20 protein-coding genes and 1 pseudogene are annotated in these 19,433 nt (G+C 71.5%); 10 read left to right on the top strand and 11 right to left on the bottom strand.

The window, feature by feature from the left end; translation table 11 throughout:
- A partial coding sequence (locus tag AB0A63_RS20985; RefSeq protein WP_360393751.1) for an aldo/keto reductase occupies positions 1–1,091 on the bottom strand: 1,091 nt, incomplete at its 3' end.
- A 61-nt stretch (positions 1,092–1,152) separates the two neighbouring features.
- Here AB0A63_RS20985 and AB0A63_RS20980 point away from each other — a divergent pair.
- The 3 genes from AB0A63_RS20980 to AB0A63_RS20970 are packed head-to-tail and all read left to right on the top strand — an operon-like array spanning position 1,153 to position 2,795.
- On the top strand, positions 1,153–1,542 hold the full coding sequence (locus tag AB0A63_RS20980) for a MerR family transcriptional regulator (protein ID WP_360393727.1): 390 nt from the start codon (positions 1,153–1,155) through the stop codon (positions 1,540–1,542).
- Positions 1,543–1,552: 10 nt separating this feature from the next.
- On the top strand, positions 1,553–2,254 hold the full coding sequence (locus AB0A63_RS20975) for an MOSC domain-containing protein (RefSeq protein ID WP_360393724.1): 702 nt from the start codon (positions 1,553–1,555) through the stop codon (positions 2,252–2,254).
- Between the two features lie 10 nt (positions 2,255–2,264).
- Positions 2,265–2,795, top strand: coding sequence for a GNAT family N-acetyltransferase (locus AB0A63_RS20970; RefSeq protein ID WP_360393721.1), 531 nt, complete (start codon positions 2,265–2,267; stop codon positions 2,793–2,795).
- Here AB0A63_RS20970 and AB0A63_RS20965 read toward each other — a convergent pair.
- The 3 genes from AB0A63_RS20965 to AB0A63_RS20955 form a co-directional block, all read right to left on the bottom strand.
- Complete coding sequence (locus AB0A63_RS20965; RefSeq protein ID WP_360393718.1) at positions 2,788–3,195, bottom strand: protein-tyrosine phosphatase family protein; 408 nt, start codon at positions 3,193–3,195, stop codon at positions 2,788–2,790. The two genes, AB0A63_RS20970 and AB0A63_RS20965, sit on opposite strands and share 8 nt — an antisense overlap.
- Positions 3,196–3,408: 213 nt before the next feature.
- Positions 3,409–3,891, bottom strand: a complete 483-nt coding sequence (locus AB0A63_RS20960; RefSeq protein ID WP_360393715.1) for a hypothetical protein — start codon at positions 3,889–3,891, stop codon at positions 3,409–3,411.
- Between the two features lie 60 nt (positions 3,892–3,951).
- A complete protein-coding gene (locus tag AB0A63_RS20955; protein WP_360393712.1) occupies positions 3,952–4,362 on the bottom strand; it encodes a VOC family protein in 411 nt (136 codons plus the stop codon).
- A 94-nt stretch (positions 4,363–4,456) separates the two neighbouring features.
- Here AB0A63_RS20955 and AB0A63_RS20950 point away from each other — a divergent pair, with 94 nt between their 5' ends.
- Positions 4,457–5,425, top strand: coding sequence for a YafY family protein (locus tag AB0A63_RS20950; protein ID WP_360393709.1), 969 nt, complete (start codon positions 4,457–4,459; stop codon positions 5,423–5,425).
- On the opposite strand, the gene AB0A63_RS20945 is transcribed toward AB0A63_RS20950, so the two are convergent.
- On the bottom strand, positions 5,379–6,053 hold the full coding sequence (locus AB0A63_RS20945) for a Clp protease N-terminal domain-containing protein (RefSeq protein ID WP_360393706.1): 675 nt from the start codon (positions 6,051–6,053) through the stop codon (positions 5,379–5,381). The two genes, AB0A63_RS20950 and AB0A63_RS20945, sit on opposite strands and share 47 nt — an antisense overlap.
- 96 nt (positions 6,054–6,149) lie before the next feature.
- Between AB0A63_RS20945 and AB0A63_RS20940 the strand changes: the two genes are divergently transcribed.
- The 3 genes from AB0A63_RS20940 (at position 6,150) to AB0A63_RS20930 (ending at position 10,301) form a co-directional block, all read left to right on the top strand.
- Positions 6,150–8,114, top strand: a complete 1,965-nt coding sequence (locus tag AB0A63_RS20940) for a serine/threonine-protein kinase (protein WP_360393703.1) — start codon at positions 6,150–6,152, stop codon at positions 8,112–8,114.
- Positions 8,111–8,848 carry an SDR family oxidoreductase gene (locus AB0A63_RS20935; protein WP_360393700.1) on the top strand — a complete coding sequence of 246 codons (738 nt, stop codon included), beginning with the start codon at positions 8,111–8,113 and terminating at the stop codon, positions 8,846–8,848. The genes AB0A63_RS20940 and AB0A63_RS20935 overlap by 4 nt, the downstream gene beginning before the upstream one ends.
- Before the next feature lie 115 nt (positions 8,849–8,963).
- On the top strand, positions 8,964–10,301 hold the full coding sequence (locus tag AB0A63_RS20930) for a glycosyl hydrolase family 18 protein (RefSeq protein WP_360393697.1): 1,338 nt from the start codon (positions 8,964–8,966) through the stop codon (positions 10,299–10,301).
- Here the strand turns inward: AB0A63_RS20930 and AB0A63_RS20925 are convergent.
- Positions 10,194–10,553, bottom strand: coding sequence for an SMR family transporter (locus AB0A63_RS20925; protein WP_360393748.1), 360 nt, complete (start codon positions 10,551–10,553; stop codon positions 10,194–10,196). The genes AB0A63_RS20930 and AB0A63_RS20925 overlap by 108 nt on opposite strands.
- Before the next feature lie 42 nt (positions 10,554–10,595).
- Positions 10,596–10,910 carry a multidrug efflux SMR transporter gene (locus AB0A63_RS20920; RefSeq protein WP_360393694.1) on the bottom strand — a complete coding sequence of 105 codons (315 nt, stop codon included), beginning with the start codon at positions 10,908–10,910 and terminating at the stop codon, positions 10,596–10,598.
- A 104-nt stretch (positions 10,911–11,014) separates the two neighbouring features.
- On the opposite strand from AB0A63_RS20920, the gene AB0A63_RS20915 reads away from it, so the two are divergent.
- Both AB0A63_RS20915 and AB0A63_RS20910 read left to right on the top strand, forming a co-directional pair.
- Positions 11,015–11,308, top strand: coding sequence for a YiaA/YiaB family inner membrane protein (locus tag AB0A63_RS20915; RefSeq protein ID WP_360393691.1), 294 nt, complete (start codon positions 11,015–11,017; stop codon positions 11,306–11,308).
- A gap of 67 nt (positions 11,309–11,375) precedes the next feature.
- Positions 11,376–11,543: pseudogene (locus AB0A63_RS20910) on the top strand (5'-nucleotidase); the annotation flags it as partial.
- A 103-nt stretch (positions 11,544–11,646) separates the two neighbouring features.
- On the opposite strand, the gene AB0A63_RS20905 reads toward AB0A63_RS20910, so the two are convergent.
- On the bottom strand, positions 11,647–12,360 hold the full coding sequence (locus tag AB0A63_RS20905) for a DUF2625 family protein (protein WP_360393688.1): 714 nt from the start codon (positions 12,358–12,360) through the stop codon (positions 11,647–11,649).
- 60 nt (positions 12,361–12,420) lie between these two features.
- The gene (locus AB0A63_RS20900) at positions 12,421–17,886 is read right to left on the bottom strand and encodes a carboxyl transferase domain-containing protein (RefSeq protein WP_360393685.1); all 5,466 of its coding nucleotides are present in this window, start codon (positions 17,884–17,886) and stop codon (positions 12,421–12,423) included.
- Positions 17,887–18,212: 326 nt separating this feature from the next.
- Between AB0A63_RS20900 and AB0A63_RS20895 the strand changes: the two genes are divergently transcribed.
- Positions 18,213–18,662, top strand: coding sequence for a DUF4383 domain-containing protein (locus tag AB0A63_RS20895; protein ID WP_360393682.1), 450 nt, complete (start codon positions 18,213–18,215; stop codon positions 18,660–18,662).
- Here AB0A63_RS20895 and AB0A63_RS20890 read toward each other — a convergent pair.
- A complete protein-coding gene (locus tag AB0A63_RS20890) occupies positions 18,659–19,135 on the bottom strand; it encodes a TspO/MBR family protein (RefSeq protein WP_360393679.1) in 477 nt (158 codons plus the stop codon). The genes AB0A63_RS20895 and AB0A63_RS20890 overlap by 4 nt on opposite strands.
- Positions 19,135–19,428, bottom strand: coding sequence for a hypothetical protein (locus AB0A63_RS20885; protein WP_360393676.1), 294 nt, complete (start codon positions 19,426–19,428; stop codon positions 19,135–19,137). The genes AB0A63_RS20890 and AB0A63_RS20885 overlap by 1 nt, the downstream gene beginning before the upstream one ends.
- Between the last annotated feature and the right edge of the window lie 5 nt (positions 19,429–19,433).

The following is a 19,433-nucleotide window of genomic DNA, read 5'->3' as shown; positions in this document are numbered from 1 at the left end:
GGTCTTTCCATCCGCCTCCCCACCCGGGGGCTATGCATGGCCTGCGGCAAACCGGCCTGCCGGCGGTCCAGGGGCCTGCGTCGCTGGTGGACGTCCACCAGCGACGCGGGCTTCCAGAACCCGTGCACGTCGTAGGTGTCGGTGCCGGGCGGCACGATCTCGTCGACGCGGTCCAGCACGTCGTCGGTCAGCACCAGGTCGGCGCCCTCCAGCAGCGACTCCAGCTGCTCCATCGTGCGCGGCCCGGTGATCGCCGAGGTCACGGCGGGGTGCGTCGTCACGAACGCGATCGCGAGCGCGGGCAGCGTCACGCCCATCTCGTCGGCGAGCTTCGCGAACTGCTCGACGGCGTCGAACTTCGCGGCGTTGCCCGGCAGCGACTCGTCGAACCTGTCCGGCGTGAGCGTCGCGCGGAACGCCTCGGCCGCCGCGCCCCTGCGGTGCTTGCCCGACAGGAACCCGCTGGCCAGCGGCGACCACACCAGCACGCCCATGCCGAGCCGCTGGGCCGTGGGCAGCACCGAGCGCTCGACCCCGCGCGCCAGCAGCGAGTAGGGCGGCTGTTCGGTGCGGAACCGCAGGAAGCCGCGGTTCAGCGCCACGTGGTGGGCCTCGACGATCTCCTCCGCCGGGAACGTCGAGCACCCGAACGCGCGGATCTTGCCGTCCCGCACCAGGTCCGTGAGCACGGACAGCGTTTCCTCGACGTCGGTCGCGTAGTCCGGCCGGTGCACCTGGTACAGGTCGATCCAGTCTGTGCCGAGCCGGCGCAGGCTGTCCTCGACCGCGCGCATGATGTACCGCCGTGAGTTGCCGCTGCGGTTGCGGCCGTCGGTCAGCGGGAAGTGCACCTTCGTCGCCAGCACCACGTCGTCGCGGCGGCCGGCGAGCGCCTTGCCGACGATCTCCTCGGACTCCCCTGCCGAGTACATGTCGGCGGTGTCGACGAAGTTGATCCCCGCGTCCAGCGCGCGGTGGATGATCCGCACGCCCTCCCCGTGGTCGGCGTTGGCCACGTTCCCGAACATCATGGCGCCGAGGCAGTGGTGGCTGACCTCGATGCCCGTTCCCCCAAGTACGCGATAGCGCATCGTCATGAGCGAGAACGTACGAACTAGAGCCGCCTCTAGGTCAAGAACCTATGCTCGGGGCATGGGGATGAGCATCGGCGAGGTCGCCGAACACACCGGGCTGAGCGTGCACGCGCTCCGGTTCTACGAGAAGGAGGGCATCCTCGCCCACGAGGTCCACAGAGGACCGGGCGGTCGCCGGGTGTACACGCAGCAGGACGTGGACTGGCTGCGCATGTGCATCATGCTGCGGATGTCCGGAATGCCCGTCCCGGAGATCCGCCGCTACACCGAGCTGGTCCGCCAGGGCGACGGCAACGAGCTGCAGCGCCTCGACATCCTCAAGGAGCACCAGGACCGGGTCCGCGAGCAGATGGCGCGGCTGCAGGAGTGCCTGGACCTCATCACCTACAAGGTGGGCAAATACCAGGACTACGTCAATTCGATCGCATCGAGGGCAGTCGGCCAATAATGTCGATGCCATGCCAGTAGTGCTCTCGCTGAACGTCGCCTCGAAGACCGTCCCGGTCGACTACGCCCGCGCCGGCACCACCGGCATCGACAAGCGCCCGGTCGACGGACCGCTGCGGGTCGGCCCGGTCGGCCCCAAGGGTTCGGCCGGCAGCGGCGTGGCCGGTGACGAGATCGGCGACTGGACGGTTCACGGCGGCGCCCACCAGGCGGTCTACGGCTACGCCCGCGAGGACCTCGACTGGTGGCAGGCCGAGCTCGGCGTCGAGCTGGACAACGGCCAGTTCGGCGAGAACCTCACGACCCAGGGCATCGACCACACCCACGCGCGCGTCGGTGAACACTGGCGCGTCGGCACCGCGGTGCTGGAGGTCACCGGTCCGCGCGTGCCGTGCCGCACGTTCGCGACGTTCCTCGGCCAGCCCGGCTGGGTGAAGCGGTTCACGCAGGAGGCACGGCCCGGCGCCTACTTCCGCGTCCTCGAACCCGGCCTGGTCGCGCCCGGCGACGAGATCACCGTCGTGCACCGCCCCGGCCACGACGTCACGGTCGAGCTGTTCCTGCGCGCCATCACCACGGAGGCCGCCCTGCTGCCCAGCCTGCTGGAGGCGGGCGACGCGGTGCCGCCGGAGGTCCTCGAACTGGTGCACCGGCGGACGGTGATCGACCTGTCGCCGGAGATCGCGGCGAGCCGGGTGCCCTCGGACGGGTAGCTTCGAGATCATGACCGAACCAGGGTGGCCGCCTTCCCCGATCAAGACGGAACGGCTGGTGCTGCGCCAGTCCGAGGCACGTGACCGCGCGGCGTTCGTCGAGCTGTTCTCCTCACCCGAGGTCGGCACCCACATCGGCGGCTCGAAGCCGCGGGCCGAGGTCGAGGCCGCGGCCCCGGAGGTGCCGGGCCGCCGGTTCGGGTTCTTCGCCGTCGAGCTGGACGGCGAGACGATCGGGATGGTCACGTTCGACCGGCGGCTGCCCGACCAGCCGGGGCACTACCGGCCAGAAGGCGGCGAGCACCAGCTCGGCTACCTGTTCCTGCCCGCCTCGTGGGGCAACGGCTACGCCACCGAGGCGTGCGCGGCGGCACTGGGGTGGTTCGCCGCCGCGCTGCCCGGTGAGCCGCTGGTGCTCACGACCCGGGTGGCCAACGAGAGCTCGCTGCGGCTCGCGAAGCGGCTGGGGTTCACCGAGGTGGAGCGGTTCGACGCCTTCGGCGCCGAGCAGTGGTTCGGTGTGCTGGAGCCCGCTAGCTGACCGGGAACCGGCGCACCCAGCGCTTCTGCCACGGCGTCTCCACGGCACGGCGGTGGTAGTGGGCACGGGTCCACGCCACCGCCTCGTCCGCGGGCACCCCGGAGAGCACCGCCAGGCACGAGATCACGGTGCCGGTGCGGCCGACACCGCCGCTGCACGCCACCTCGACCCTGTCACCGGCCAGTGCGCGCCGGTGCAGCGCGCGGATGAACCCGATCGCCGCCGCGGGGTCGCGGGGCAGGCGGAAGTCAGGCCACTCGACCCAGTCGTGCTCCCACGGCAGGTCGACCGCGCGCGCCTGGAGGTAGAGGCCGTAGGCAGGGGCGGGCTCGACGAGCCTGCCGTCGCGCAGGCCGCGACCGGTCACCTCGGCGCCGTCCGGTAGCTGAACCGTCTTCACGAACTTCCCCCAATGGTGCTCGGCCGGCGTCACCGGACAGCAACACCACCGGCGCCGGGAGCTCAACGTCAGCTGGTCGGCGACGGCCGGCACGACGCCGGACGACACCATGAGCACCGCCGTGTATACCAGCAGCGTCCGCGCGCCCGGTGTGCACCGCCACCAGCCCCGCGCCAGGAGCTGCGCCGACGGCGTGTGCGCGGTGACCGCGTCTCACCGGCTCGCGCCCTCGGGCCACAGCACCGTGACCGGCACGCCCCGCGACCGCGCGTAGGCGACCACGTCCGCCGTGCCGCCAGGGCCGCGCCCCGGCAGCCCGTCCCACACCGCGAGCAGGGCGGCGGACTCCCCCAGCTCGTCCACCATCCGCTTGCCCGCCTCCATGTAGGCGGTCGGGTCGGGCGTCACGAACGGCAGCTGCACCACCCGGCCCGCCTCCGCGAGCAACCGGTCGTAGACGGGCCGGAACTCCTCCGGCAGCGACGCCCGGTACTCCACCGCGGGCAGCACGGCCACCAGTTCGCCGCCCACGTCCAGCACGGCCTGGGCGAACACCGCGTCCGCGCCGTCGGCCAGGCAGGACACCCCGACCACGTCGTCGTCCGCGGTCACGGCGGCCCGGATCATCCGGTCGACCTCCGCCTCCAGCTCGGCGGAGAGCCCCCGGTGCCCCGTGATGGCGAGCTGCGTCGTCATCCCTGCAGCATAGGTGTCCGAGCAGCACAGCGGGCCTTTCCGCGCAAGACCGGTCCCGGCTCACCCCTGCCCGGCCAGCACCGCGAGGTAGTGGACGTTGGTCATCACGCCGAGCACGTTGCCGAACGGGTCGACCACCGACGCCGTCACGAACCCCTCGCCGCGCACCCGCGGTTCGTCGTGCACCTCCGCCCCCAGCTCGAACAGCCGGTCCAGCGTCGCCCGCAGGTCGTCCACCGCCCAGTAGAGGACCGCCCCGGACGGCCCGTCCGACGGCGTGACCTCGAAACCGCGGTGCACCAGCCCCAGCTCCGCCTGGTGGTCGCCGATGCGGAACTCGACGTAGGCCAGCAGCCCGTCCGGTGTGCGGCGCTCGAAGTAGGCCTCGACGCCCAGCAGTTCGGTGTACCAGGCGCGCGCCTCCGCCAGGTCGTCGGCGTAGTAGGACACGGTCGACATGCCTCGCAACATCTCGTTCTCCTTCGCAGGTCCGACTTGCTGATGTCCCCCAGCTTCGGCTGTGAAGTGCTCATCTTCTGAGCACTTTGACCGGGAAGCTGTCGACATGCGCGCAGACCGGCTCGTGGCCATGTTGTTGCTGATGCAGGCCCGCGGCCGGGTCACCGCCGCGGAGCTCGCCGAGGAGCTGGAGGTCTCCACGGCCACCGCCCGGCGCGACCTGGAGGCGTTGTCCGCGGCCGGGGTGCCCGTGTACCCGCAGCCGGGCCGGGGCGGCGGCTGGTCGCTGGTCGGTGGCGCGCGCACGGACCTCAGCGGGCTCACCGCGGCCGAGGCGCAGGCGCTGTTCCTGGTCGCCGGACCGGCGGCGGCCGTCGCACCGCAGGTGAGGTCGGCGCTGCGCAAGCTCGTCCGGGCGTTGCCGGGCACGTTCCGGGCCGACGCGCAGGCGGCAGCGGAGGCGGTCGTCGTCGACACCGCGGCCTGGGGCGAGCACACCGGCGACCGGCCGGCGCTGGTCACGGCACTGCAGCAGGCCGTGGTGCGGCAGCGGAAGGTGCGGCTGACCTACGCGAAGCGCGGTGCCGGGGCGAGCGAGCGCGTGGTCGACCCGTGGGGGCTCGTCGACAAGGACGGCACCTGGTACCTCGTGGCGGGGACGCCGGACGGTCAGCGCACGTTCCGGCTGGACCGGGTGCGGGAAGCGGCGCTGACCGACGAGCAGGCGAGCCGTCCCGCCGGCTTCGAGCTCGCCGGTGCCTGGGACTCGGTCGTCACGGAGGTGGAGCGCAGGCGGGCGGAGACCACGGCCGTGCTGGTGGTGCCGACGCGGTTCCTCGACGTCTTCCGGCACCAGCACGGCCGTCACTGCACGGTCGTGGCGGAGCTCGGCGACCGGACGCGGGTCGAGCTGACCGCGCCCCGGCCGCTCGACCTCGCGCGCACCGTCGCCGGCTGGGGCGGCCTGGTCACCGTCGAGTCGCCCGAGTCCGTCCGCGACCACCTGGCCGCCATCGGGGCGGAGCTGGTCAGCCGATACCCGCGTGCCGCTCCAGCCGGGCCAGCCGACTCATGATCATTTCCAGGACCTTCGCCGCGTCCGGCGTGCTCTGCTGCTGCTTCTTGAGGTGGACGATGCCCGCGAGCGCCGTCTGCACCGCGCGCCGGGTGGACTTGAGGTCGGCACCGCGGTCCCGCAGCACCTGACCGCCCGCCCCCTCCGGTTCGGCGACCAGACCGAGCAGCAGGTGTTCGCAACCCACGTAGTTGTGGCCCAGTGCGATCGCCTCGACGACGGCCAGCTCCAGCGCGTTCGCCGCGTCGGCCGCCAGCCCGGCAGGAGCGGCGCCCTCGGAGGCGGAGGTGTGGCGCAGGGTCGCGGGATCGATGTCGATGGCCTGCAGGACGTCCAGCGCGAGGTTCCCCCCTTCGCGCAGCAGTCCCTCCACCAGGTGTTCGCTGGTCACGCTCGGTTGTCCGCCCGCAGCCTCGACGGCGAGCCGGAGGGCGTCCTTGGCGCGCTGGGTGAAGCTCTCGATCCGGTCCGACCCTCTCACCAGGTCTTCGGGTTTCACCGCCCGGATGGCGGCTATGCGTTTGACGGAACCTTCGAGTGCACGCTGGCAGATCGCGGAAACCGGGATGTTGAGGTCCTTGACGGTCTCGGCCAGGTCGTCCGGCAGGTACACGTTGACTTTTGGCATAACCCCACATGTACCCCCAATAGGGGTTACAGTCAACCGACATCGCGTCGCCCGTCACACTTGTAGGTGATCGAGGGGACAGGGAGAGCACACGTCGTGGAGGAGAACAAACGGCTCATCGGGAGCCGCTACCGGTTGAGGACGAAAGTCGGCCAGGGCGCCATGGGCGTCGTGTGGCAGGCCTATGACGAGAACCTGCACCGCGTCGTCGCAGCCAAGGAGCTGCTCGTGCTGGCGGGGCTCGACGACTCCAAGATCGACCGCGCCAAGCACCGGGCCATGCGCGAAGCGCGCCTGGCCGCCCGGCTGGAGCACCCGAACGCGATCCGCGTGTACGACGCCGTCGAGGACGACGGCCAGCCGTGGCTGATCATGGAGTACCTCCCCTCGCGCAGCCTCGCGGCGGTGATCGCCGAGCAGGGCACCCTGCCGCCGCGCGAGGTCGCCCGCATCGGCTGCTACACCGCCGCCGCTCTGGCCGCCGCGCACCGCAACGGCATCCAGCACCGCGACGTGAAGCCGGGCAACGTGCTGATCGGCGACCAGGAGGTCAAGATCACCGACTTCGGCGTCTCGCGCGCCACCGGTGACGACGGCACCGCCACCGCGACCGGCACGGTCGGCACCCCCGCGTTCTTCTCCCCCGAGATCGCCCGCGGCGAGGAAGCCGGTTTCCCGTCCGACGTCTTCTCCCTCGGCGCCACGCTCTACAACGCCGTGGAGGGCACGCCGCCGTTCGGCGCGGCCGACAACCACATCGCGATGCTGCACCGCGTGGCGAGCGGCTCGATCATGCCGCCCGCGAACGCCGGCCCGCTGCTCTCACCGGTGCTGTTCCGCCTGCTGGCCACCGACCCGGAGCGCCGCCCCACGATGGAGGAGGCCGTGCACCTGCTGGCCGCCGTCGTGAACGAGACGCCGCAGGCGTCCGAGGCCACGGTCGTCATCCCGGCGACGGTGGAGCTGCCGGTCGAGGCGCAGCCGGAGGAGAAGGCCAAGCAGCAGAAGAAGGCGGGCGCCGCGGCGGCCGGTGCGGCGGCGGCCGGGCTCGTGGCCGGTGCGGCGCAGGCGGAGGCAGCGGGTCTGACGGCGCCGGGCAAGGCCGATGCCGAGCAGGAGAAGGCCGACGCGGACCAGGCAGGCGCTGACGAGGCCGACGCTGACGAAGCCGGGAACGCCGGTGCGGAGGCGAGCGAGCCGGAGGCAGCGGTCGCCGCCGCGGCAGCCGGGGAGCCGGAAGCAGCCGCCGCCGTGGAGCCGCCGCCCGCGGACACCGCCGACGCGCCCCCCGCGGAGCCTGCCGCGCCCCCCGCGGAACCCGTTGCGGCACCGGAGAAGACCGCGGTCGCAGCGACCACGCCGGAGGCCGCCCAGTCCGAACCCGCCCAGCCCGAACCCGCGCAGCCCGTTCCGGCACCGGCACCGGCACGGCCTGAGCCCGCCACCCCGGCCGCGCCCGTCCCGTCCGCCCAGGAGGAGGAACGCCGCAGGAACCCGCTCGCCCTCCTCGGCATCATCGTCCTGGTGATCGCGGTGGGTGTCGGCGCGTTCCTGCTGTGGCCGAAGGGGAACCGCGAGCAGGCGGGGAACGACCCGACCGGCTCGGCGAACCCGCCGGCGGCGAGCCAGTCCCAGCAGCCGCAGCAGTCCCAGTCGCAGCAGCCGACCACCACGGCAGCGGAGACCACGACCCCGCAGGAGACGACGACCACGCCGGTCGTCCCGCCGAACACCGCGACCCCGCCGCCCGCGACGACGCCGGGCACGGCGCAGGAAGCGCTGACGGCGTACTACGCGCTGATCCCCGGCAACCTCGAAGCCGGGTACGCGACGCTGACGGACAGGTTCAAGGCGACCAGGACGCGGACGTTCCAGGAGTACCAGCAGTGGTGGGGCCAGTTCAGCGGTGTCGAGCTGTCCGACTTCGCACCGCAGGGCGACAACGTGGTGTCGGCGACGCTCACGTACCGCAAGGGCGGGGCGGTCACGACGACCGAGCGCAACACGTACACATTGGTGCAGGTGAACGGCAAGTGGATGATCGACAATCAGTCGCCGTGACCAGGCGCGCACTCGTGACCGGTGCCTCCCGGGGCATCGGAGCGGCCATCGCCCACGCGCTCGCCGCCGACGGGCACCGGGTCGCCGTGCACTTCCGCAGCGACCCGGAGCAGGCCGCGGAGGTGGCCGCGGGCCTGCCCGGCGACGGCCACGTGACCGTGCGGGGCGACATCGCCGCGGGTGAGGCCGAGCAGGTCGTCACCGAGGCGGTCGAGCGGCTCGGCGGGCTCGACGTGCTGGTGAACAACGCGGGCGTGTACTTCCTGCACCCGATCACCGCGACGAGCTTCGCCGAGTGGCAGGACGCGTGGCGGCGCACGGTCGAGCTCAACCTGTACGGGCCGGCCGACCTGGCGTGGCACGCCGTGCGGCACCTGCCAGAGGGCGGGCGGATCATCAACGTGGGGTCGCGCGGCGCGTTCCGGGGCGAACCCGACGCGCCCGCCTACGGTGCGGCGAAGGCGGGGCTGCACGCGTTGACCCAGTCGCTGGCGCAGTCACTGGCACCGCAGGGGATCGCGGTGGCGGCGGTGGCACCGGGGTTCGTGCGCACCGACATGGTCACGGACCTGCTGGCCGGGCCCGCCGGTGACGCCATCCGCGGGCAGAGCCCGTTCGGGCGGGTGGCGGAACCCGAGGAGGTCGCGGCGGCCGTCGCGTGGCTCGCGACCCCGGCCGCGACGTGGGCCAGCGGCACGGTCATCGACGTCAACGGGGCCTCGTACCTGCGCTGATCCCCTGCTGCCACGACCGGAACCAGTTCCGGTCGGCTGCCGGCCTTCCCGGCAACCGGTCTAGACCACTACCGTCGCTGTGGGCGCTCGACGTTAGTGAGAGGCAACCCTGCACATGCGTTCACTCCGCTCTCGCCTCGGTTCGGCCTGCCTCGCGCTGGCCGCCGCCGCGGCGACCATCACGGTCACGGCGCCTGCCGCGCAAGCCGCCTACCCGGCCGGGTTCAAGAGCGTCGGCTACCTGCCGTCGTGGTCCGGCAGCGTCAGCTCCATCCAGTACGGCAAGCTGACGCACATCAACTACTCGTTCGTGCTGCCGAACTCGAACGGCACGCTCCAGGGCGTTCCCGACCCCGGCAAGCTGCAGCAGCTGGTGAGCCTCGGCCACCAGAACGGCGTGAAGGTCTCGATCGCGGTCGGTGGCTGGAACGACGGCAACGACGACAACTTCGAGGTCCTCGCCGCGAGCGCGAACGGCCGCACGACGTTCGTCAACGCGCTCGTCGGCCTGGTGAACCAGTACAACCTCGACGGCGTCGACATCGACTGGGAGTACCCGGACCCCGGCGCCGAGGGTGACAACTACACCCTGCTGATGCGCCAGCTCGGCGACGCGCTGCACAGCCGGGGCAAGCTGCTGACCGCGGCCGTCGTCTCCGAGGGCGGCACGGCCAACGGCGTGCAGCCCGCGGTGTTCGGCATCGTCGACTGGCTGAACATCATGGCCTACGACGGCGGCAACCCGCACGCGAACTACGACTGGTCGATCAACAGCGTCAACTTCTGGAAGGGCCGCGGCCTGCCCGCGAGCAAGGCAGTGCTGGGCGTGCCGTTCTACAGCCGGCCGACCTACATCGCTTACAAGGACCTGGTCGCGCAGGACCCGGCCAATGCCAACCGCGACAGCTACAACGGCAACTACTACAACGGCATCCCCACGATCAAGCGCAAGACGACGTGGGCGCTGTCGAACGCCGGCGGCATCATGAACTGGGAGCTGTCCCAGGACACCACCGGCAGCACCAGCCTGCTCAACGCGATCTGGGAGGCCGCGAGCGGCGGCACCCAGAACCCGCCCACCGGCGGCACGATCACCGGTTACGGCGGCAAGTGCGTGGACGTGGCGGGGGCGAGCTCGGCCAACGGCACGGCGGTGCAGCTGTACACGTGCAACGGCACCAACGCCCAGCAGTGGACCCGCACCGGTCAGACGCTGCGCGCACTGGGCAAGTGCCTCGACGCGTCCGGTACCGCCAACGGCGCCGTGACCCAGCTCTGGGACTGCACGGGCGCCGGCAACCAGCAGTGGACCGCCGAGTCGAACGGCCAGCTGCGCAACGCGGCCTCAGGGCGTTGTCTCGACGCCACCGGCCCCAGCTCGGCGGACGGCACCAGGCTCCAGCTCTGGGACTGCGCCGCCACCGCCAACCAGCGGTGGACGCTCAACGCCTGAGCCCTTCAGGAACTTGAGCCCGATGACGCAGGCGATGATCCCGGTGAGGAAGACGACCTTCCAGGCGGAGACGGCTTCCGCACCGGTGATCATCGCCCACGTCACGGTCAGCGCGGCACCGACCCCGACCCACACCGCGTACGCGGTGCCGACCGGAATCCGTTTCATCGCAACGGAAAGCCCCACCATGCTGAGCGTCGTGGCCACCGCGAAGACCACATAGGACTGCTCGGACAACGCGGTCGCCCACACCGCTTCGAGCACGGCGCTCACCAGCAACACGGCCCAGTGCACTCAGCTCACCACCTTCAGCCCGGCGACGCAGCCGATCAACGCGGCCAGCAGCACCGCCTTGGCGACCCCGAGCTTCTCCTCACCCCGCGCGACCGCGACGAGGACCGTGAGCACGGCCCCCACCCCGACCCACACCGCGTAGGCGGTGCCGACGGGAATGCCCTGCATCGCCCACGCCAGCCCGGCGACGCTCAACGTCATCGCCACGGCGAACACGACCACCGGCCACGGCCGGCGAAAACCGCGCGACGCGGCGAGCGCCGTGGCCCACACGGCCTCCAGCACTCCTGACGCGACCAGCACCACCCAGTACATTAGTACGACCGTACCAGAAAAACTCCCGCTGGTTCGCCCCCGTCCCGCTCGGATGAGTAGCCGTACTCATGACAGGCCCGGTGTGACCCAGGACGCTGGACGGCATGACCACCAAGCCCGCCAGCACCCCCACCTCCGGCGCCTTCTACGTGCAGGCGGTCCTGTCCTTCGGCCTGTCGCTCACCGCCGTCGGCATCGGGGTCGTGTTCCTGCCGGTCGACGGCTGGGTGCGGGCGTTCCTGGGCATCGCGATGCTCTACACGGTCACGTCGGCGTTCACGCTGGCCAAGGTGATCAGGGACCGGCAGGAGGACACCTACATCGCGAGCCGCGTGGACCGGGCGCGGCTGGACAAGCTGCTGGCGGAGCACGACCCGTTCAAGCTGGACGCGGCCTGACCGCGCGCAGTGCCGGTGCCACCGAACGAGAAGAGCCCGGCCGCAGCTCGGCAGCCGAGATGAGGTCACCAGGGCGGTCAGTCCGCACCACCCAGGCCCCCTGCACAACTTCATGGTCAACATCAACCGGATCCGGCTGCTGGAGGAAGAACGACGCGCGAAGGAGCCCGAGTACCGGGTCAGACTTCGCGTCGCGATCGTGACGGCGAGGAACGCCCCGGTCAGCACCTGGTGAGCTCGGTCCCGTGCGTGCACGTTCGTTCGGCATCCGGAACGCGCGAACCGAACCGGGAGGAAAGAGCTCAGCTGCGAAGTGGCCGGTCTCCGTCAACCGCGGGTTACTCCGCCACCTCGCCGAGCGGCCCCGGATCGGTGATGCCGAGCTGCCCGCACACGTCCGCGGTGAACGAGAGCAGCTCGCTCATCGGCACAGGTGACCGCGTGGCCCCGGCGACGTCGGTCGCGCCCTCCCCGGACCACAGCGGCGGGTACGCGGTGATGCCTTCGCGCAGCCCGAGCGCCGCCACGTCCGCCTCCCACCCCGGCCAGAACATGCCCTCGTAGTACCGCTCCACCCCACCGTCGAGCATCCACATCAGCCACGCGCCGTGTCCGCCGTCGAAGGTCTCCCACTCCAGCGTGTCCGGCGCGAAGTACACGACCTGCCCCGGCTCCCCTGGCCGGCCGGACCGCCCGCAGTCCGCGCCGTTCAACGCGAACACGCCACCCAGCACGTCGTGGGCGAGCACCAGCCCGCCGGCAGGCGCCCACGACGGGTCCACGGTCTCGGGAAACCCGTTGACCTCTCCGAGGCTCGGCAACGCACCGCCCGAGCCGCCGTACACGCGCAACCACCCGTGGTGCAGCACCATACCGCCGGTGTTCAGCACCACCGCGCCCAGCAACGACCGCACGGTCACCTGCAGCTGCAGCAACACAGCCCGGCAGGCACCCGGTTCCGGTGGCAGCACCGCACACGACGCGGGAACCGCCTCCGCCACCACCGGCCAGCCGGGGTCGTCCACCTCGGTCAGCTCCGCGATGTCCCGCACGACCGCCCCCAGAACGCAGAAGAGCCCCGGCGAGATCGCCGGGGCTCCTCCATCCAAGCACTAGCGGGCCAGACCGGCCTCCACGGCCTTGATGATCGCCGGCCGCAGCTCGGCAGCCGAGATGATCGCGTCCACGGACCCGACCTCCACCGCCCGCTGCACGCTGTGCACCCGGTCGAACTCCGCCGCCGTCTCGTTCAGCTTCTCGGTTCGCACCGACTGCCGCGTCGACGCCAGCTCGGCGGCCAGGGCCGCGCGTTCGGCACCGGAGGCCTCCGCGACCGCCGTCTCCAGCTTCTTCACCCGCGGGTCGTTGGCCGTGCGGCCGTCGACGTCACGGGCGAACACGACCGCGGCCGCCGGTGCGCCACCGATGACCGAGGCGTACGAGCCCTCGACGGCGAGCACGGTCATGGACGGGTTCAGGGCCTTCGAGAAGACCACGAACGCGCCGCCGTGGTAGCGGGAGATCACGCAGAACACGATCGGGCCGCGGAAGTTCACGATCGCGCGGCCGATCTCGGCGCCGTACTCCAGCTGCAGCAGGCGCATCGACTCGGGTGAGCCGTCGAAGCCGGACAGGTTCGCCAGCACCACCAGCGGGCGGTTGCCCGAGGCCGCGTTGATCGCGCGGGCCGCCTTCTTCGACGACTTCGGGAACAGCGTGCCCGCGGTGTAGGTGTCCGGGCCGTCGGTGGGCGGGAAACCGGCGCGGGCCACGCCGCGGGACTCGATGCCCAGCAGCGTCACCGGGATGCCGCCCAGGTGCACGTCCTGCACCACGGCGGTGTCCGCGTCGGCCATGCCCGCCCAGCGCTCCAGGACGACGTGGTCCTGGTCCGACAACGCGCGCATCACCGTGCGGATGTCGAACGGCTTCTTGCGGTCCGGGTTCGCCTCGGCCGAGAAGATCTCCCCGACCGTCGTGAACGGGCTGTCGCCCGCCACGTGCGGGTACGACGAGACGTCGCGCGCCACCGGGTCCGAAGTGGACACCCGGCGCGGGCCCGGCTCGCCCGGCACCACGTAGGTGTGCTCGTAGTGCGCCAGCAGCACGGCGAACGCCGCCCGCAGGTTCGGGGCCCAGTACTGCGCCTGGCCGTTCGGGCCCATGACGCGGTCGTAGCCGCCGATGCCGTAGTTGTCCTCCGCCGACACGCCGCCGGAGAAGTCCAGCGCCTGCTTGCCGGTCAGCACCATCGCCGAGTCCGGCGTCATGACCAGGATGCCCTTGGTGTGCATGAGCATCGTGGCTTCGGCGTTCCAGTACGGCTGGGCGCCGACGTTGATGCCGTTGACGACGATGTTGATCTCGCCGCCGTCCTGGGTGAACTCGACGATGCGCTTGAGCGCCGCCGCGACCCAGTCCATGTTCTCGACACCGGACGACATCGAGATCTTCGCGCCCGACGAGAGCGAGAACCACTCCAGCGGCACCGACAGCGACGACGCCAGGTCCAGGGCGTGGATCACCCGCGAGCACTCGGGTTCGGCGAGCGCGCCCAGCGACTTGGTCGGGTCGCCCAGCAGCACCACGCGCTTCATGCCCTCGGGGTAGGCCGGGGTCGGGGTGGTCACCACGCCGACGACGATGCCCGCCCTGTTGCCGCCGCGCGGGCGGTCGACCGGCACCAGCGCGCCGTCGACGAGGTCGTGCTCCACGAACGAACCGCCCTCGCCCGCGAGCATGTCGCACAGCTCGTACGGGTAGATCGTGCCGCGCGACTGGGCGCGCAGGACGTTCTGGCGGTAGTCGTCGAGCGGCTGGATCGCGTCGGTCGGCGGCTGCACGAACGAGAACCGCACGCCCGAGCCCGCGTCGGTGGCGATGCGGACGCCGATGTCGGTGAGCTCACCGGTCTCGCTGTCCTTGCGCCGCGCCAGGAACAGGACCTCCTCCAGGTCCAGGCCCGTGGTCGTGGGCAGCACGCGGGACGCGATCGCGTCCAGGTCCGCCGAGTGCAGGTCGGTCGGCGGCCACGCGTAGAGCACCACGCGGTTGGTCGCGAGGCGGGTGCGGCCACCGGCCTGCGCACGGGCCCGGCGGATGCCGTCCAGGCACGTCGCCAGCACGTCCTCGGCCGCGGGCAGCGCCACGATCCGGCCCTCGTCGTCGCGCAGCGGCGTCAGGTCGCGGACCTGGCCCAGCGCGACGAGGCGCTCGTCGGACTTGTTCGTCTTCGCCACCGCGCGGAACAGGTAGACGTCCTCGTCCACCGACGGCAGGCGGGTGAGGTCGAACTCGCGCAGCCGTTCCAGCTGCATGCGTTCGGCGATGCGCGGGTGCAGCCCGCGCACCAGCCTCTCCTCCGCGAACCCGTTCGAGGACGGGCGGAACGTGAAGTGGTGGTGCATCGACTCACCGCGGCGGCCGGCCACGGTGGTGGTGATGCGGGTGATCGTCGGCGGCAGCTGGTGCGCGGCCACCGCGGCACCCAGACCGGCGGCCAGCTCGTCCTGTTCGGACGGACCGTCGGGCCAGTTGACGTAGAGGTCGGCCACGACCGGGTTGCCGTCGGCGTGCTTGACGATGTCGCCGATCGCGTCCACCAGCGACGAGAACTCGACGGCGGTGCTGACCAGGCGGGTCTGCTCCGGCTCGTTCTCGGCGAGGAAGAACGCGCCGTCCACGCGCGGGTTCTCCAGCGCCTTCTTGGTGTAGTAGCGGCGGGCCAGCACCTCCAGCAGCGGGGTGTTGTCCGCGCCGGGCTTGCCGATGCGCTGGCCGAGCAGGCGCACCAGCGGTTCGGCCGACGCGACCATCGCGGCGATCCGGTCCTCGCGGTCGGCGGCCTGCGGCTGCGCGTCGAGGTGGATCAGGTGCCTGCGGACCTCGGTGTGCACGCGGGCGCGGTTGCGGCGCACCAGCGGCTGCGCGAACCAGGTGAACACGACGCTGCGGGCGAGGTCGGCCACCTGCGGGTAGCGGACCTGGGTCGCGGCGACGATGTGCTCCAGCACCAGGCCGACCCGCACCCGCTCCGACTCGACTGGCGGCGCCTCCTCCACCCAGCGGCGCAGCAGGGTCGTCGCGACGGCGGCGTCGAACACACCCCGGCGCAGCGCGACGAAGATGCGGAACACCGCCTGTTCCAGCTCCGGCGTGCGGTCGAGCTCGGTGATGCCGTAGTGGCTCAGCACGTGCTGCAACCGCTCGCGGAACGTCGCCGGCAGCGCGGCGCGGTCGGCGTCGAGCGTCTTGAGGTAGGTGTGGAAGTGCTCGCGCGGCGAGTGGATGTGGTTCTCCGGCTTGGTCTCCTCGCCGGCCGGGCGGTTGCGCGACAGGTCGCACAGGTCGGCGAAGATGCTGAGCAGCTGCGCCTCCGCGACCAGTGGCCGCTCCGCCAGGTCCTCCCGCGCGCTCATGTAGCCCGCCAGCACCCGCTCGGTGTCCGCGGCGGTGGTGTCGAAGCCCAGCAGCAGGCTGCGCAGGTCGTCGAGGCCCCGTGCGGCGAGCTGCTCGGCCGGGACGCCGGTCTGCGGCGCGGGCATCTCCAGCTCGACCGCGGACTCCGGCTTCTGCACCTGCACGGCGCCCGCGTCGTCCTCGACCTCCTCCAGCTTGAGCAGCGCGCCACCGGCGGGCACCTGGGTGCCGACGACGACGTTCAGCTCCTTGAGCCGGGCGCGGAACGGCGCGCGCAGCACCGTCTCCATCTTCATCGCCTCGAGGACCAGCACCGGAGCGCCGGCCTCGACCTCGGCACCGACCTCCAGCGGCGTGGCGACGACCAGCGCGGGCATCGGCGAGCGCAGCACACCGCCCTCGTCGCGGGTGACGCGGTGGGTGACGCCGTCGACCTCGACCTGGTGCACCACACCGGACGTGCCGGTGACGACGCGGAACCGGGTGCCGTTGACGGTGATCTGGCCGACGTGGTGGTCGAAGCGCTCGACGTCGACGTCGGCGGACAGCACGACGTCGGAGTCGGCCGCGGACACGCCGACGCGGTACCTGGTGGCGCCGGCGCGGGCCACGGTCACGACGTAGGGCTGACCGCGCAGCACGAACTCCAGCTTGCGCGCGCCCTCGTGGTTGGTGCGCGGCTGGCCGCCGTGCGCGGAGGCGAGCAGCTCGGTGCGGTTGATCTGCTCCTCGTCCTCGTACACCTCGATGGCCGCGGCGGCCAGCGCGATGGCGGAGTGGCGGTGCGAGATCAGGCCGCCCTCGGAGCGGACCCGGTCGATCCACGACGTGTCGGCGGAGCCGTCGACCACGGCGGGCTCGTCGAGCAGGTCGAGCACGAAGCTCTTGTTGGTCGTGCCGCCCTCGATGATGACCGTGGTCTCGGCCATGGCGCGGCGCAGCTTGCCGAGCGCCTCGTCGCGGTCGCGGCCGTGCGCGATGATCTTCGCGATCATCGAGTCGAAGTCGGCGGGGATCTGCGAGCCCTCGGCGACACCGGTGTCCACGCGGATGCCGGGACCGGCGGGCAGTTCGAGGCGGACGATCCGGCCGGGGCACGGCGCGAAGTCGCGGTCGGGGTCCTCGGCGTTGAGGCGGGCCTCGACGGCGTGGCCGAGCTCGGCGGGCTTGGCGCCTTCGAGCCTGCCGCCGCCCGCCACGTGCAGCTGGGCCTTGACCAGGTCGAAGCCCGTGGTGATCTCGGTGATCGGGTGCTCGACCTGCAGGCGGGTGTTGACCTCCAGGAACGCGAAGAGCTTCTCACCGGGGTGGTAGAGGAACTCGACGGTGCACGCGCCGCGGTAGCCGACGGCGTTCGCGAGCCGCTCGGCCGAGGCCTTGAGCTCGTCGACCTGCTCCGGAGCGAGCACGCAGGAGGCCGACTCCTCGATGATCTTCTGGTTGCGCCGCTGCACCGAGCAGTCGCGGACGCCCAGCGCCCACGCCGTGCCCTGGCCGTCGGCGATGACCTGCACCTCGACGTGCCGGGCGCCGGTGACCAGGCGCTCCAGGAACATCACGCCGGAGCCGAACGCACGTTCGGCCTCCATGCTGGTGCGGTCGAAGTTCTCCTCCAGCTCCTCCGGCGAGGTGATCTTGCGGATGCCGCGGCCACCACCACCCGCGGTCGCCTTCAGCATCAGCGGGTAGGTGACCTCCTCGGCCACCTTCAGGGCGTGTTCGAGGTTCTCGACGGCACCGCGCGACCACGGTGCGACCGGGACGCCGACCTCCTCGGCGATCAGCTTGGAGCCGATCTTGTCGCCCAGCTTGCGCATGGCATCGGCCGACGGACCGACGAAGGTGACCCCGACCTTCTCGCACAGCTCGGCGAACTCGGGGATCTCGGCGACGAAGCCCCAGCCGACCCACGCGGCATCGGCCCCGGTCTCGACGAGCGCCTTCTCCAGCACACCGAGGTCGAGGTACGGACGATCGGCCGCCAGGCCGAGGTTGTGGGCGAGGTCGGCTTCCCTCACGAAGGGCGCCGACTTGTCGACATCGGTGTACAGGGCAACGGTCTCGATCCGTTCCCCTGACTCGGCGGCGAGCTCACGGACGGCGTGGATCAGCCGCATAGCGGCTTCCCCGCGGTTGACGATCGCTACACGACTGAACAACGACTTCTCTCCTCGCGGACAGACAACCTCAGCGGCAGTCGCCGCCCAATCGATGTACACACTCTCGTCTACTACCCGGTAACAAAACCGCTGGAGCGAAGCGAGTTGAGCAGCGTGCTTTGTATGAAACCAACAAGGCACCAGGTCCTCAGCACAGCTTCACTTGAGCCCCGTGTCTCAATTCACGACCGCGCCCGCCAGCGGCGGCGTGATGACGGTCACAGTCCGCGGTGGAGTGATCGCCCAGGAGCCACCCGGCGCTCCGCACCTGTGGGGACGGAGGTGCCGCGCGAGTTCGTTCCGGCGGTGGCGGGGTAGTCAGGCACATGAAACCTGTGCAAACGGCAGCCAGGGTCGTCGGCGGGGCGTTCCTGCTCGTCGGCGTCCTCGGGTTCATCCCCGGCATCACCAGCCACTACGACCAGCTGACCTTCGCCGGCCACCACTCGGGCGCGCTCCTGTTCGGGCTGTTCGCCGTGTCCGTGCTGCACAACCTGGTGCACCTGGCGTTCGGGATCATCGGCCTGCTGATGGCGAGGACGGCGGGTGCCGCCCGGTTGTTCCTGGTGGTCGGCGGCGGGATCTACGTCCTGCTGTGGGTCTACGGCTCCGCGGTCGGCGAGCAGACCCGCGCGAACGTCCTGCCCGTCAACACCGCCGACAACTGGCTGCACCTCGGCCTCGGTGCCGCGATGGTCCTGCTGGCCATCGGTCTCACCATCGGGGAACGGGCCCGCGGCGACTACACCTCCGCAGGCCACACACCCACCAGCTAGTTCGCGACGGCGATGGCGATGTTCAGGGCCGCCGCGAAGCTGACCCACGCCAGGTAGGGCACCAGCAGCAGCGCGGCGGCCCTGCTGCGCGACCAGAACACGACGACGAGAGCGGCGATCGACAGCCACAGCAGCGCGATCTCCGCCACCGCCACCGCGTACCAGCCGAGCGCGAAGAACAACGGCGTCCACAGCGCGTTCAGCACCAGCTGCACGCCGAACAGGGTCAGCTCGCCGCGACCGGCACCGGCGCGCCACGCCAGCCAGCCCGACAGCGCGATCAGCCCGTAGAGCACCGTCCACACCGGACCGAATAGCCACGGCGGCGGCGCCCACGACGGCCGTTGCAGGGCCTGGTAGTCCGCTCCCGCCGACACGGAGAACAGCGAGCCGACGACGGCGGTCACCACGACCGCGGCGACGAACACGAGCAGCACGCGCACGGGGTGGTGGCGCACGGGCAGAGCGGTCATCAACAACTCCCCACAGGCAGGGCGCGGACGATGGCGAGCACGGTCGCGCGGCTCGGGGCCGCCCGTTCCGCGGCGCCGAGCAGCGACACCTCATCGGCCAGCACCGCGCGCCGGATCTCGGCGCCCTTGCCGGGTACCTCCCGCAGCAGCGCCTCAACCAGCCGCGACCGCAGGGCCCGCCCGGCTTCGTCGTCGGAGGGCAACGCGCGCCAGTGGGCGCGCACGACCCGTTCGGCGACGGCCTCGTCACCCGCCGCCCACAGCAGACGGATCATGCGATCGGCGAGGCTCACGCCGA

This window comes from Lentzea sp. NPDC042327, assembly GCF_040647275.1.
Lineage (GTDB): Bacteria > Actinomycetota > Actinomycetes > Mycobacteriales > Pseudonocardiaceae > Lentzea.
The sequence above is the reverse complement of the archived record's forward strand: the minus strand, read 5'-3'. Positions and strand labels throughout refer to the sequence as shown.

Coding starts and splice junctions, on each gene's coding strand:
- AB0A63_RS20915 (WP_360393691.1), top strand. CDS start 11,015: ATGACCACCAAGCCCGCCAGCACCCCCACCTCCGGCGCCTTCTACGTG.
- AB0A63_RS20975 (WP_360393724.1), top strand. CDS start 1,553: ATGCCAGTAGTGCTCTCGCTGAACGTCGCCTCGAAGACCGTCCCGGTC.
- AB0A63_RS20955 (WP_360393712.1), bottom strand. CDS start 4,362: ATGTTGCGAGGCATGTCGACCGTGTCCTACTACGCCGACGACCTGGCG.
- AB0A63_RS20895 (WP_360393682.1), top strand. CDS start 18,213: ATGAAACCTGTGCAAACGGCAGCCAGGGTCGTCGGCGGGGCGTTCCTG.
- AB0A63_RS20890 (WP_360393679.1), bottom strand. CDS start 19,135: ATGACCGCTCTGCCCGTGCGCCACCACCCCGTGCGCGTGCTGCTCGTG.
- AB0A63_RS20980 (WP_360393727.1), top strand. CDS start 1,153: ATGGGGATGAGCATCGGCGAGGTCGCCGAACACACCGGGCTGAGCGTG.
- AB0A63_RS20930 (WP_360393697.1), top strand. CDS start 8,964: ATGCGTTCACTCCGCTCTCGCCTCGGTTCGGCCTGCCTCGCGCTGGCC.
- AB0A63_RS20920 (WP_360393694.1), bottom strand. CDS start 10,910: ATGTACTGGGTGGTGCTGGTCGCGTCAGGAGTGCTGGAGGCCGTGTGG.
- AB0A63_RS20960 (WP_360393715.1), bottom strand. CDS start 3,891: ATGACGACGCAGCTCGCCATCACGGGGCACCGGGGGCTCTCCGCCGAG.
- AB0A63_RS20970 (WP_360393721.1), top strand. CDS start 2,265: ATGACCGAACCAGGGTGGCCGCCTTCCCCGATCAAGACGGAACGGCTG.
- AB0A63_RS20950 (WP_360393709.1), top strand. CDS start 4,457: ATGCGCGCAGACCGGCTCGTGGCCATGTTGTTGCTGATGCAGGCCCGC.
- AB0A63_RS20945 (WP_360393706.1), bottom strand. CDS start 6,053: ATGCCAAAAGTCAACGTGTACCTGCCGGACGACCTGGCCGAGACCGTC.